This is a genomic window from Shewanella sp. 6_MG-2023 (assembly GCF_030547195.1).
In the GTDB taxonomy this organism is placed as follows: domain Bacteria; phylum Pseudomonadota; class Gammaproteobacteria; order Enterobacterales; family Shewanellaceae; genus Shewanella.
This window is the reverse complement of the sequence record NZ_JAUOQU010000020.1, coordinates 1-14,625: the sequence shown is the minus strand read 5'-3', so window position 1 is coordinate 14,625 and position 14,625 is coordinate 1. Positions and strand designations below refer to the sequence as shown.

The following is a 14,625-nucleotide window of genomic DNA, read 5'->3' as shown; positions in this document are numbered from 1 at the left end:
GCATTTTCAGCCATTCTACACTCACTATGTTTTACAAATAAAAAACGGTAACAGTTAACCTGTCACCGTTAATTACTAAATTCTAGCATTTTTAAATGGCTATCAAACCCTATATCTGATCTATATAAGGTTTTTTATCCTAAAAACAACTGCGATGCTTATTTTATTTCAACTATAGGATAGTCCAAAGCTTGCAACTTAGGCAGAATAGCAGCTTTATCGCCCACAATCAGCATCACCATCTGTGATAAGTCTAATTGCGTGGCAGCTAACTCATTTAGCTCAGCACGCGAAACTTGTTGAACAATATTTGCCTGCTGCTCAGTAAAGTTGTCATCAAGTTGGTAACGCTGAATCATCCGCATGAAGCCCGCTTTTTGATAAGGCGTTTCGTAGTCTAATGCTTTACCTTGTGAAATTGAGCTACGTAAAAAAGTTAACTCCTCTTCGCTCATACCTTGCTGCTGATATAGATTAATCTCGTTAATAAACTCAATAAGTGACTCTGCAGTCACATCAGTGCGGACACTGGCTGAAGCCATAAATCGCCCCACTAAGCTATCACCATTAAAACCACTGCGAGCACCATAGGTATAACCTTTGTCTTCCCGCAAATTGAGGTTTATACGGCTATTAAATGCGCCACCTAATGGGTAATTCATTAAGTAAGACTTAAAGTAGTCGCCTGTTGCATCATAGGTTAACGCCCGCTTACCAATATTAATAACCGACTGCGCCGCATCTGGTTTATCAATAATGTAAATGGTGCCACCAGCAAGCTCTGGTAATTGCGGTAATACAAATGGCGAGCTGGCACTGCCTTGCCAAGCTGCAAACGGGCTTAATAACGGCAGCACTTGTTGCTTGCTTAAATCAGATACCAGCACCATTTTGGCATTACCCGCTCGATACTGCTGCTGATAAAACTGTTTAACATCCTCAAGGGTTAATCCGGCAACACTTTCTAAGGTGCCAGAAGCATTGACGCTTAACGGGCTGTTTTCACCATAAAGTAACGATGAAAAGCCTTGGCGCGCTAAAAAGTTAGGATCTGACTCTTGATGCTGTAAACCTTGTAATTGCTGCTGTTTAAGGCGCTGAAAGTCAGCCTCAACAAAACCTGGGGTAAATAGCTTCTCTTGTAATATCGCTAAAGTCGGCGCGAGATTTTCAGTCAAACTTGAAAGCTGAATATAGCTTTGTGAGCCCGATGCACCAAAGGACACACTACTGCCAAGCATTTCTAATGCGCCAGCTAGTTCTTCAGTTGAACGTTTAGCGCTTGATTCATTGAGCATAGATGCCGTTAATGACGCCACGCCCGCTTTACCTTGGGGCGCAACGCGGTGGCCGCCTTCAAGATAAATCAGTAATTCAACGGTTGGAGTTTCATGGCTCTCAGTACCCATGACTTCAATACCATTGGTCAGTGAAGCATTCCATAACTCAGGCACTTTTAGTACTGGCGCATCACCCACCTTTGGCATAATAGTACGATCAAAGTTTGAGGTAATTTGTCTGACGTTATCGACGCCGCTCACGGCTTCTGGCGCTACCGGCATCATGGTTGGGGTAAAGTTATCTTCAGCGGCAATTAATTGTTTTGCCCCTTCAGGTACAACGCTCATGACCACCATAGGTTTGTCTTTGATATACGTATTAAACACCCGCATTACATCATCTTTGGTGACACTGGCATAACGGGCCAAGTCACTGGCTACCATGTCAGGGTTGTCAAAAAAGGTTTGATTGTAGGCCAGAGTTGATACCTTACCTTTTACACTTTGCATGCCAAAAATAGTATCGGCTTCAAACTGTACTTTAACCTTTTGTAAGTCATCATCTGTCACGCCACGCTGCTCAAACTCCTTAATAGAGTCATTAATTTTCTGCTCAAGCGTCGCAAGCGTTGCCCCCGAAGCGGGATTAGCCAGTGCATACAAGGTTAAGCTACAAGCTAACTCTTGGCATGGATGACCTACCGAGGCTTGTACTGCATAACCATCTTTGACTAAGTTTTTGTATAGCAGTGAGGTTTTACCGCCACCGAGAATATTGGCTAATAAATCCAGCGCGGCCTCATCTTTATGTCGAGCGTATACTGTGGGGAAACCCATATAAATCAGCGGCAAATGAACTTTATCTTCCATTGAAATATAACGGGTTTTATCTAAGACCACTGGGGTTTTAGGATCTGCTGACACCTCTGGACCACGTTTTAGCTCACCAAAATACTTATTCACCATGGCTAGTGTTTGCATTTCATCGAAATCACCACCAATGGTTAAGGTAGCGTTATTAGGGCCATACCAGCGCTTAAAGAAATTACGCACATCATCAACACTGGCACGTTCTAAATCTTCTGGCCAACCTATCACTGGCCACGAATACGGATGCCCAGCAGGATACATTGCTTGGTTAAAGCGCTCATTCAAACGGCCATAAGGTTGATTATCAATTCGCTGAGCGCGTTCATTTTTAACTGTCTCACGCTGGACTTCAAATTTTTCACTGGTCAATGCTGGCAATAAAAAGCCCATACGATCAGATTCAAGCCAGAGCATTTTTTCCAGCTGGTTGCTGGGTACAGTTTCAAAATAATTGGTTCTATCGGTATTGGTGGTGCCATTTAAGGTGCCACCAGCCTCAGTAACGACTTTGAAATGCTGCTCATCGCCGACATTTTGCGAGCCCTGAAACATCATGTGCTCAAATAAATGGGCAAAGCCACTGCGCCCCGCCACTTCACGAGCTGAGCCCACATGATAAGTGACGTCAACATGAACGAGAGGGTCTGAGGTATCTTGATGTAAAATCACCGTAAGACCATTTTCTAGCTGATATTTCTTATAAGGAATACCCACAGAGTCACTTTGAGCGACGGTTTCAACTAATGTGACCCCTTGAGGTAACGCAGGGGAAATTGTTGCTTCATGTGCGCAGCCACTAATGGCGATAGAGATCGCTGCTGCCAAGATCCATTTCTTCACTTATATACTCCTTGAAATCTAGCCAATGAAATCAGTCAATGTGATGCTATGAGTCGTTTTATACCTTGTTGGTTCAATCGCATATAAAAATATCCTCTCCAATCAGATAGCTAACAACAGTGATCACCATAGGGTTTTATAAAAAAAACCAATAACAGTTGTTTTACCATGCCAACATAAAGGCAGCCACTATTAATGAGTAACGAATCGTTTTACCAATTAACATCATGACAGTAGACGGGATAATAGGTAGCTTTAACCAGCCAGCGAGTAAACATAGAATATCGCCAATTAATGGCAACCAAGAAAGCAGCAACGCCCAATAGCCATATTTTTCAATTAATTTTAATCCATGTTGGTATTTCTTACTCGCTAGATCCTCTGGCGTCTTAGCAAAGCGACCTAAATAGCCTAAATAGTAACTGCTTATTGCTCCTAAGGTGTTACCAACACTGGCAGCCACCAGCAGCGCAAGCCAGGTTTCTGGTTGATCCGTAAGTAAGGCTACAAGTAAAACTTCTGAACCTCCTGGTAACAAAGTTGCCGCTAAAAAAGCCCCGCTGAACATTAACCACAATGCAGTCATTTACTTTACCTAATGATATCTATAGTGTTTTAGCCATTAAACTCGTAATATAAAAACGAGTTAACAAGCTGTTGAATTTCAATATGTAATTAACAAATTGAAAAAATGATATAAGTTATATTAAAAACGGTTTGTCCCGACGATATTCGCTGAATACAATTCGAAAAATATTACCTAAAAGACTCTAATTAGGCTGGCTTAAAATAGCCTGAAGTCAATGGCTAAACTCAGTTTATACCGCTAACGTAATACATAGCTACAATGACTATTCAATGGCCTTTTGTGTGATTGTATAAGGTTATTGAAATAATAATCCTCTTGCTGGTAACGACTGGCAAGCATAATAAATAGTTGGAACCTTGATGATTTTTCAAACCTTGAAACGCATTCCTTTTTGGCAAAAAGTACTCGCAGGCTTTGCCTTAGGTATCCTTGCAGGTGTAGCTTTAGGCGAAAGTGCAGTAATACTAAAACCTTTAGGTGATTTATTTATTAGCGCCATCAAAATGTTGGTTGCACCTTTAGTTTTTTGCGCCATCGTTGTCAGTATTACCTCATTAGGCTCACAAGCTAATTTAAAGCGCTTAAGCTTTAAAACCTTAGGCATGTTCATGTTTACTGGCACCATGGCATCGTTTATTGGTTTAGCCATTGGTAGCTCATTTGATATGGGCGGCAGTTTAGAACTAGCGACCTCAGAAGTGCGCGACCGTGATATCCCAGGGTTTGCCCAAGTGTTACTTAATATGATCCCAGTAAACCCTTTTGCATCATTAGCTGAAGGTAAAGTCCTGCAAATTATTGTGTTTGCAGCGCTCGTTGGTATTGCAATTAACGCCGTTGGTGAAAAGGCAGAGCCACTTAAGCGCACCATTGAAGCAGGTTCAGAAGTAATGTTTGAACTAACCCGTATGGTATTAAAGCTTACCCCTATCGGCGTGTTCGGCTTGATGGCATGGGTTGTTGGTGAATACGGCCTGTCAACTTTACTGCCATTAGGTAAGTTTATTGTGGCTATTTATGTGGCTGCATTAATTCATATTATTTTTGTTTATGGTGGTTTAGTGAAGTTTGCTGCCGGCCTAAGCCCTGTACAATTTTTCCGTAAAGCCATGCCTGCTCAACTAGTGGCATTTAGCACCGCATCAAGTTTTGGCACCTTACCAGCAAGTAGTAAATGTACTGAGTCTATGGGTGTATCAAAGCGCTATAGCGCCTTTGTATTGCCGTTAGGCGCTACCATGAACATGGATGGCTGTGGCGGTATTTACCCTGCTATTGCGGCGATATTTATTGCGCAAATTTACGGTATTCCACTGGATATGACCGACTACATGCTCATTGCGGTAACGGCAACTGTGGCGTCAGTAGGTACAGCAGGTGTTCCAGGTAGTGCGATGGTGATGCTAACAGTGACCTTGGGCGTGGTTGGTTTACCCCTTGAAGGCATTGCCTTTATCGCCGCTATTGACCGCGTTATTGATATGATCCGCACCGCAACCAATGTCACTGGTGACATGATGACAGCTGTGGTTGTTGGCAAAAGCGAAGGCCAATTCGATGAGCAACAGTTTTATTCAGATGAAAAAGCGCTAAATCAAGCGGCTTAAATCGAGTCGCTCAGCAGCGAAAATTTATTAAAAAACGGCTAACTCAAACTGAGTTAGCCGTTTTTATTTAAGCGTTAACTGTTCAGACCAACTGCTTAAAAGCTACGGCTAGAACTTAGCATTAGCCCATAACCACAGTTTATCAGTATCGACTTTACCTGCAGCAGTATCGCCTTTTGAATACGCGGCGTATTTAATCCCTAAGGTATAATTTTTTGTCACCGGCACGCTGAAGACTGCATTAATTTCAGACCCTAAATCATCCACTAAAGCCGATGATTCATCAGCCTCAAAATCGTGATATACCAGCGCCCATTTACCGCCAATCACCTTACCGCCAATTGAGGCGTAAAGATCGGCTAAGCCTTGTTTAGGGGTTGATAAAAACTGATCTGACCAACCATTAAAGCCATGCAAGGTCGCTAAAGGTGTTTGGAAACCATAGTCGCCGCCGTCTGATCCCAATACTTCATAACCCACTTTAATAGTAATCGCCGAAAAACCGACTCCAGCCTCAACGCTCATATAATCAGCTGAATAGGACAAGTCTGCGTTATCAGAATCCTGGGTGGCATACTCTGCTGAATACAATACTTTGATATCACCCACATCGGTATTACCAGCAAAGCGTAAACCATAGGTATCAAGGCCGTTATCAATGGCGCTATCTTCTTCTAGTAAATACCCATAACCACTTAAGGTACCAAAATCGGTTTTTAGTGAAGCATTTATCAGGTTATCTTTTGAATCGATATCTTTTTCCTGTGCAAAGATACGATTACGCTGGCTGATATAGCCGTAGTCAATTTTAAATACATCGTTAAATTTGTACTCTAACATCACCCCATCGAAGGTCTGTCTATCTTGACGCCAGCCCACATGACCCACAAAGCGTTGGTTATCAAAGGTAATGACTTGGCGACCACCTTTAACGGTAAAGCCTTCATAGTTATATTTTAAAAAGAATTGATCAAACTCGGTGGTTTCTGGATCGGCAATCACTGAATATTGCGGATTTTTACCTAAGGTATTGTTGTAATCATCAACGCCGGCAACCACACGTGAATCTTCAAACTCAAGGGTGGACGAAAAACCATAGTAATCAGCTGTGGCATAAGTCAGACGAGTGCGAAGGGTTAAACCATCAGCATCTTTTAAGGCATTATCTTGATCAACCATTTCATAACGCAAATTCAAGTCGACCTTAACGCTGCCTTGGGTGACCGCATCAGCAACGGACTGGGTCGTTTCAGCATGAGCCGAGCCCATGGCCAACAAGGTTAATGATAGCGGCGCCGCAAGGCTTACTATCGATTTGGTTAATTTGCTATTAATCAGTGCAGCGAGTTGCTTCTGTTTCATCATCTTTCCTTTTATATTTATAACTAAACTGTTCCATGCATCAGTGTTAAACCGCTTCAGCCTGTTCATCTGATGTAGTTAATGACTTACTAATATTAATAGGCTCTACTTTGCGCTGTTTCTCATAAAGAAACTTCAGTACTTCGGCCCGCAAACGGTTGTATTCAGGATCTTCTGCTAGCGCCAGACGATCTCTTGGGCGGGGTAAATCAACTGTAAGAATTTCACCCACGGTTGCTTCTGGGCCATTGGTCATCATCACAATGTTGTCTGACAGCAATACCGCTTCATCCACGTCATGGGTGATCATGATGACGGTATTATTAAGCTCCAGTTGAATTTCCATCAGCGAGTCTTGCATATGGGCTCGGGTCAAAGCATCGAGCGCCCCAAAAGGCTCATCCATCAATAGCACTTCAGGTTCCATTGCCAAGGCTCTGGCGATGCCCACTCGTTGTTTCATGCCGCCAGATATTTCACTGGGCAGTTTGTGCATCGCATGATCCATATGCACTAGGCTCAGGTTGTATTCAATCCATTGCTTCATTTCAGCTTTTGACTTAGTGCCTTTAAACACCTGCTTTACTGCTAATTCCACATTTTGATATGAGGTTAACCAAGGCAATAAAGAGTGGTTTTGAAACACCACAGCTCGCTCAGGGCCGGGCTCTGAGACTTCAGTACTATTTAAAATCACCCCACCTTTGGTGGCCTGATATAGCCCCGCCACAATATTGAGTACGGTTGATTTACCACACCCCGAGTGACCAATAAGCGAGACAAACTCACCTTTATTAATTTTTAAATTGACTTCCTTTAGCGCCTTAAACGGCCCATTTGGGGTTGGAAAGTCCATGTCGATATTACTAATGTCTAAAAATACACTCATAAGATTTATCCTTATTCCTCAACGAACTCTTCAACCAGTTAGTGACTTTTATCCCAAGAGAACCAGCGCTGTAGTGCCAGTACGCCACGGTCTAACAAAAAGCCAATAAAGCCAATCACAATCACTGCCGCCATTATTCGTGACAGAGATTCTGAACTGCCGTTTTGGAACTCATCCCAAACAAACTTTCCAAGCCCAGGGTTTTGCGCCAACATTTCTGCGGCAATTAACACCATCCATGCCACTCCTAGGGATAAACGCATGCCAGTAAAAATCAGTGGTATTGATGCTGGTAGCACGATTTTTTGTACGTGGGTTAACGGTGATAAGCGCAGCACCCGGCTGACATTGAGTAAGTCAGAATCAATGGATGCCACCCCTATTGAGGTATTGATGACCATCGGCCACAGACTACAGAGGGTGACGGTTAACATGGAGTTGATAAATGATTTAGAGAACATAGGATCTGGTGACACATATAACGCGCTCACCACCATGGTCACCAACGGCAACCATGCCAGTGGTGACACAGGTTTGAATATTTGCACTATCGGATTAACCGCTGCATTAACGGTTTTACTTAACCCCATCCAGATCCCCATGGGGATAGCAATAATGGCGGCTAGTATAAACCCAGACATAACCGTGATAAGTGAGGTCACTATCTGATCGAAGAAGGTTTCCTTACCGGTATACGTTCTGGTTTTCGCTTGATAACTGGGATCGGCAGCCAGCCTTGCATTATTGCGAACTTGTTGGCGCTCATAAAAAGCCGCCGCCTTTTCTCGCTCGGCATTATGCTCTTGGTAAAGCCCATCGAACTGACCTATAACAGCCACAGGACCAGGAAACTTACCTAGGGATGTATTAATATTATTGGCTGTAATTGACCAAATAACCAAAAACACGGTAATACCGATGAGCGGTAATAATAATGCTTTGCTCATTGCCGCTGATTTGGCTAACAACGAAGTTACAGCCGACTTATCCATAGGGAGTCTCTGCGCTAATCTTGCAATGGTTGTCATAGGTCTATCCTCACTTCGATAGCTCTTACTTGCATAAAATCTGAATCAAACTCGACATAAAACTCGAGATAAAGTACTTAAGCTCAGGCTTACAGTTTGTCGCCTTGTTTTAATCCGATACTGAACTTGTTGATATAGGCATTCGGTGCACTACCGTCATACACAATGTCATCAATAAAATGTTGCTGCGGCTTTTTAAAGCCCGTTTCAGTAGCAAAGTCAGGGAAATGTTTGGCATCAATACTTTTATCATCAATTAACGATTGCGCCGCTTTTGCATAGATATCTGGACGGTAAACCTTGGCAGCTATCTCTTTGTACCAAGTATCAGGCTTATCATCTGAAATCTGTCCCCAACGACGCATTTGGGTTAAGTACCAAATCGCATCTGAGTAATATGGGTAGGTTGCGTTATAACGAAAGAACACGTTGAAATCAGGCACCGCGCGCTTATCACCTTTCTCATATTCAAAGGTGCCCGTCATGCTATTGGCAATCACATCGTAATCAGCGCCAACATAGTTAGATTGAGATAAGATTTTCACAGCTGCTGGGCGGTTAGCATTGTTGTTTTCGTCTAACCATTTAGCCGCTTTAATTAATGCTCTAGTTAAGCGAATAGTGGTGTTTGGATACTTTTCAGCAAATTCTGCAGTAATACCAAATACTTTTTCAGGGTTATCTTTCCAAATTTCATAATCGGTAACCACTGGCACCCCGATGCCTTTAAATACCGCTTGTTGGTTCCAAGGCTCACCAACGCAGTAGCCATAGATGGTGCCAGCTTCAAGGGTTGATGGCATTTGCGGTGGCGGCGTAACAGATAAGTAAGCTTCAGCGTCAAGTTGTCCTGAAGTATCACCTTTGTGAGGCGCATAAAAACCGGGGTGAATACCACCAGCGGCTAACCAATAACGTAGTTCATAGTTGTGGGTAGAGACTGGAAATACCATGCCCATTTTAAAGGGCTTACCTTGCTCGTTATATTTATCTACCACAGGTTTGAGCGAGTCTGCTTTAATGGGATGAACCGGTTTACCATCAGCATTTTTAGCGATGTTAGGCTTCATTTGCGCCCAAATATCATTGGATACAGTAATAGCATTACCATTTAAATCCATTGAAAAAGGCGTAATGATATGGGCTTTGGTACCATAACCAATCGTGGCTGCAATAGGCTGACCTGCTAGCATATGCGCCCCATCTAAGCGGCCATCAATCACGCCGTCCAGTAACACTTTCCAGTTAGCTTGAGCTTCGATGGTGACGTATAAGCCTTCTTCTTCGAAATAACCATTTTCATAAGCGATAGCGATAGGCGCCATATCGGTCAGTTTAATAAAACCAAATGTCAGCTCTTCTTTTTCAGGAAAGCCTACTTCTGCAGTGGCAACATTAACTTGCATCGCTGCACCAATACTTAGCGCGACCGCAAGCTGTTTAAAAGACGTTTTCCAGTTCATCGTTTATCCCTTTTAAGTTTAAAATGACTTAAAACAAAAAAGGCGCTTTAATTATCCCTAAGGAATAATTAAAGCGCCTTTGCTTTATCGTTAATGTGTTCCATCTTGTCGCTCTGCATAAATATTCAACAAACTGCAGATTAAACCAATAAATAGTCTCAATGACGAGTATTGTTGTCATAGTCCATTCAGTAACCATGCCACAAATGTAAACCACTGTTATAAATGATTAAATGTGTTTGCAACTGAAAAACCTATTGCCCCTAAGCGTCCGTAACGGTGCAAGATAAAATACTGTTGCACTTTTTTGGGCAGCATTTAACTTTAGACTAGCACCGGAACTTGGGGTTTAGTTGCTGACTGTGTAGGTGATTGCGTATGTGATTGTGTATGTGATTGTGTATGTGATTGTGTATGTGATTGTGATTGTGATTGTGTTTGTGTTTGTGTTTGTGTTAGTCGCAGAGTAAATGATTAAGTCATGGCTGTGTCGATAACTAAACCGATAGATAAGCAAATGAAATTGAGCTACCGATATAAAAAAGCCACTTAATCTGGTGATTAAGTGGCTTTTATTTAGCAACTAATGCGAGTAACTAATCTGAATCACTAACTTAAGCTAATTGAGACGCATTAGCTGATGGTTACTCTTGTTGAAACAACTCTGGTTAGCCTAATACCGCAAGTAGTACACCTGCAGCAACAGCACTACCTAATACACCAGCCACGTTTGGCCCCATAGCATGCATCAGCAAGAAGTTTTGGTTATTAGCTTCAAGACCTACCTTGTTAACAACGCGCGCCGCCATCGGCACTGCAGAAACTCCTGCTGCGCCAATCAATGGGTTAACTTTGCCACCAGATAGCTTAGACATGAACTTCGCCATTAATACCCCTGAAGCAGTACCAATACTAAATGCCACGGCACCTAAAATAAGAATACCCAAGGTTTCAATGCGTAAGAACTGTTCTGCCTGTAATTTAGAGCCTACAGCTAAACCTAAAAAGATAGTCACAATATTGATAAGCTCGTTTTGCGCGGTAGAAGATAGTCTATCAACCACGCCAGACTCACGCATTAAGTTACCTAAACAGAACATGCCCACTAAAGGCGACGCCGCTGGTAGGAACAAAATCGTCAGACCGACAACCATCAAGGGAAAGATAATTTTCTCTTTCTTACTGACTTCACGTAGCTGCTCCATTTTGATGCTACGCTCTGACTCATTGGTTAATAGACGCATAATTGGCGGCTGAATTAACGGCACTAATGCCATGTATGAATAAGCTGCAACAGCAATCGCACCTAATAAATCAGGGGCTAGTTTTGAGGCTAAGAAAATCGCAGTTGGACCATCTGCACCACCAATAATCGCAATGGCTGCGGCGTCAGTCATGCTGAACTCAAAACCCGGCACCACATTAAGAGCAATTGCACCTAATAAAGTCGCAAATATCCCGAATTGGGCTGCAGCGCCCAACAATAAGGTTTTTGGGTTAGCGATTAATGCACCAAAATCGGTTAATGCCCCCACGCCCATGAAAATCAGTAATGGAAATATGCCGGTCTCAATGCCCACATGGTAGGCGTACCAAAGTAAGCCGCCTTCTTCAGTGAAACCCGCATTTGGAATATTCGCCAGTATGGCACCAAACCCAATAGGCAATAATAGTAATGGCTCGAAGCCTTTTGCTATTGCGAGATACAGTAATAAACCGCCTATTGCCATCATAAATAATTGATCAAGAGCGAAGTTAGCAATGCCTGTCTCAGACCAAAAGGCCAGTAATCCTTCCATGCTATCTCCTACGCTAATGCTAACAATGGTGAACCAACCGAAACGGCATCACCTTGCTTAACTGAAATATTTTTGATGAAACCTGTTATTGCTGCGCGCACTTCAGTTTCCATTTTCATTGCTTCAAGGATTAACACCACATCACCTTCATTGACGTGATCGCCATCGTTTACCAATACTTTAAAAATATTACCCGACAGCGGTGCATTCATGGTGGCTTTCACTTCATCGCTCACAGGTGCAGCAGCAACAGTTGGAGCAACGGCAGCAGGTGCTGCTGATGTCGGCACGATCTGGCTGATATCGCCTCCTTCGCTTACCTCAACCACAAAGCTTTGTCCTTGCACATTAACAGTGTAGGTTTCAGCGCCTTTTTCAGCTTTAGCCGCAGGCACGGCCATATCATCAGCACTTGGCACTGGCTCAAAGGCATCAGGGTTACCGCGATTAGTCAGGAACTTAAGACCAATTTGATTAAATAGGGCATAGGTCATTACATCATCATCAGTTTCTGCGGCTAATGTAATACCGTCTTTCTTAGCGATGTCAGCAAGCTCGCGGCGAAGCTTATCTAATTCAGGTTCAATTAAATCTGCAGGGCGACAAGTAATAGCCTCTGCGCCATTTAATACCCGTGCTTGCAGCTCGGCATTAACCGGAGCCGGCGTTGCACCGTATTCGCCTTTCAGTACACCTTCGGTTTCTTTAGCTAAGGTTTTATAACGCTCGCCCATTAAGACATTAATCACTGACTGGGTGCCGACAATTTGCGAGGTTGGTGTAACCAATGGCAAAAAGCCAAGATCTTCACGCACACGAGGGATCTCTTCTAACACCTCATCCATTTTATCTGCAGCGCCCTGCTCTTTGAGCTGGTTTTCCATGTTAGTTAACATGCCACCTGGCACTTGTGCACGAAGAATACGTGAATCAATGCCTTTAAGCGCCCCTTCAAAACGGGCATATTTCTTACGTACTTCTCTAAAGTAAGCGGCAATTTCTTCTAATGCTGCCATGTCGTAACCCGTGGCGCGGCCCGAGTCTTCTGCCATAGCAACTAATGTTTCAGTAGCTGAATGGCCATAGGTTTGGCTCATGGTTGAAATCGCGGTATCAAGAATATCAACACCAGCCTCAATGGCTTTTTGATAGGTTGCAGTACTTAAACCCGTTGTAGCATGACAATGCATAGAAACGGTTAAGTCAGTTTGAGATTTTAAACGGCTGATAAGGTCATAAGCTTGCATTGGCTTAAGTAAGCCTGCCATATCCTTGATGCACAGTGAGTCACAGCCCATGTCTTCAAGGTTTTTAGCCATATCAACCCAAGTATCTACGTTATGAACTGGGCTGCTAGTAAATGAAATCGTACCTTGTGCATGACCGCCGACTTGCTTAACTGCTTTAACCGCAGTTTCTAAGTTACGCACATCATTCATGGCATCGAAAATTCTGAAAACATCAACACCATTGGTATGGGCACGCTCAACAAAGCGGGTCACCACATCATCAGCGTAATGACGATAGCCTAATAAATTCTGACCACGCAATAGCATTTGCTGTGGTGTATTTGGCATCGCCTTTTTCAGCTCTCTGATACGATCCCAAGGGTCTTCGCCTAAATAACGAATACAAGAATCAAACGTAGCACCGCCCCAAGACTCTAAAGACCAAAAACCAATTTTATCCAGTAAAGGTGCAATAGGTAACATATCGTCTAAACGTAAGCGCGTGGCTAAAATAGATTGATGGGCGTCTCGTAATACTACATCTGTTAACGCTAAAGGCTTGCTCATGATAACTCCTAAACGATTTAATCTTTGGCACGATACTGGTGAATAGCAGAAGTGATAGCTGCTATTAACTTAGGATCAATTGATGTCGCAGCTGCGGGTGCAGGTGTAGGCGCATTAGCAACAACAGGCTGAATGTCTGACTGACATAATCTAGCTACAAGATTAATGCCGATAATTAATATGCTTAAAAATATAAAAACTAAGCTCATCCCCATTATCATCATGCCCAAGGCATCCAATAATTGCTCGGATATTGATGATGTCATAAACCCTCTCTTGTCATTATGTGCAATTAAAAATTGCCCACAGGATCAGTTCCAATGTTTACACGTCAATAACGTCTGCTGAATAAATTGCACCAAAACGATGCGGCATCAACAAAAGGAATAATTATTCATTCAGCATAAGCTGTTTTTATTCCATTAAAATCCACCAGTTCAGCGATTAAACTACCCTGTGATTTTTTACCGACGAAAAATATAACCAATCTATAACAATTAATCCAACACCTTGTAAATTGGTCAGACCAAAGTTAATAAGATTAAGCCCACCTTGGTGATAATTCGATAAAAATAGTTCACATATAATGAAGAATCTTCATTTTTGATTACTTTATCAGGAAAATGATAAGGTCATGACAAGATCTATATAAAAAGAGATATCAGAAATAAGAACAGCTATATTCACCAAAATTGTGCAGATGCTCTATTTAGCATAAATATGTAGTGGTTTTTGTAATTTATGGCTCATCATCAAGTTGTAGTTAAAATAAAAGCATACAAAACTAATTAACCAAGCTAAGTACAATTAATCAACTAGAGTGAACCTACTAACCAGCATGACTGAAGGATTTATCCAAATTTTGATGTGGTTCATTTTGACTTAAGATCTAAAGCAGGTTAGCGACATTTGAGTGAGTGTGAAGTAGGTATATTGGCAGGAAAACTTAAAGTCACTTTATATGACTGACTGGATTTTAGGCATAAAAAAAGCCCTGTAGATAACTACAGGGCTTTTTCTAATACTGGTGCGGATGGGAGGATTCGAACCTCCGACCGCCTGGTTCGTAGCCAGGTACTCTATCCAGCTGAGCTACATCCGC

Annotated in this window: 10 protein-coding genes and 1 tRNA gene; 1 reads left to right on the top strand and 10 read right to left on the bottom strand. The window is 42.6% G+C overall.

Annotation, left to right across the window (positions count from 1 at the left end):
- Nucleotides 1-158: 158 nt before the first annotated feature.
- Both Q4533_RS12605 and Q4533_RS12600 read right to left on the bottom strand, forming a co-directional pair.
- Nucleotides 159-2,990: a pitrilysin family protein gene (locus Q4533_RS12605; RefSeq protein ID WP_102438107.1), complete on the bottom strand. Its 2,832-nt coding sequence runs from the start codon at nt 2,988-2,990 to the stop codon at nt 159-161.
- A gap of 163 nt (nt 2,991-3,153) precedes the next feature.
- The gene (locus tag Q4533_RS12600; protein WP_102438105.1) at nt 3,154-3,576 is read right to left on the bottom strand and encodes a YqaA family protein; all 423 of its coding nucleotides are present in this window, start codon (nt 3,574-3,576) and stop codon (nt 3,154-3,156) included.
- Between the two features lie 362 nt (nt 3,577-3,938).
- On the opposite strand from Q4533_RS12600, the gene Q4533_RS12595 reads away from it, so the two are divergent.
- On the top strand, nt 3,939-5,186 hold the full coding sequence (locus Q4533_RS12595; RefSeq protein ID WP_102438103.1) for a dicarboxylate/amino acid:cation symporter: 1,248 nt from the start codon (nt 3,939-3,941) through the stop codon (nt 5,184-5,186).
- 108 nt (nt 5,187-5,294) lie between these two features.
- Here the strand turns inward: Q4533_RS12595 and Q4533_RS12590 are convergent, their stop codons facing one another.
- The 8 genes from Q4533_RS12590 to Q4533_RS12555 form a co-directional block, all read right to left on the bottom strand.
- On the bottom strand, nt 5,295-6,455 hold the full coding sequence (locus Q4533_RS12590; RefSeq protein ID WP_303446298.1) for an alginate export family protein: 1,161 nt from the start codon (nt 6,453-6,455) through the stop codon (nt 5,295-5,297).
- A 139-nt stretch (nt 6,456-6,594) separates the two neighbouring features.
- Complete coding sequence (locus Q4533_RS12585) at nt 6,595-7,437, bottom strand: ABC transporter ATP-binding protein (RefSeq protein WP_102477193.1); 843 nt, start codon at nt 7,435-7,437, stop codon at nt 6,595-6,597.
- A gap of 38 nt (nt 7,438-7,475) precedes the next feature.
- Nucleotides 7,476-8,384 carry an ABC transporter permease gene (locus tag Q4533_RS12580; protein WP_241901093.1) on the bottom strand — a complete coding sequence of 303 codons (909 nt, stop codon included), beginning with the start codon at nt 8,382-8,384 and terminating at the stop codon, nt 7,476-7,478.
- A gap of 170 nt (nt 8,385-8,554) precedes the next feature.
- Entirely contained in the window at nt 8,555-9,871 is a 1,317-nt protein-coding gene (locus tag Q4533_RS12575; protein ID WP_227006757.1) for a CmpA/NrtA family ABC transporter substrate-binding protein, read from the bottom strand.
- A gap of 725 nt (nt 9,872-10,596) precedes the next feature.
- Nucleotides 10,597-11,727: a sodium ion-translocating decarboxylase subunit beta gene (locus tag Q4533_RS12570; protein WP_102438094.1), complete on the bottom strand. Its 1,131-nt coding sequence runs from the start codon at nt 11,725-11,727 to the stop codon at nt 10,597-10,599.
- Nucleotides 11,728-11,735: 8 nt separating this feature from the next.
- Nucleotides 11,736-13,523: a sodium-extruding oxaloacetate decarboxylase subunit alpha gene (oadA, locus tag Q4533_RS12565; RefSeq protein ID WP_303502852.1), complete on the bottom strand. Its 1,788-nt coding sequence runs from the start codon at nt 13,521-13,523 to the stop codon at nt 11,736-11,738.
- 17 nt (nt 13,524-13,540) lie between these two features.
- Nucleotides 13,541-13,789: an OadG family protein gene (locus Q4533_RS12560; RefSeq protein WP_303446272.1), complete on the bottom strand. Its 249-nt coding sequence runs from the start codon at nt 13,787-13,789 to the stop codon at nt 13,541-13,543.
- Nucleotides 13,790-14,548: 759 nt separating this feature from the next.
- A tRNA-Arg gene (locus Q4533_RS12555) sits at nt 14,549-14,625 on the bottom strand.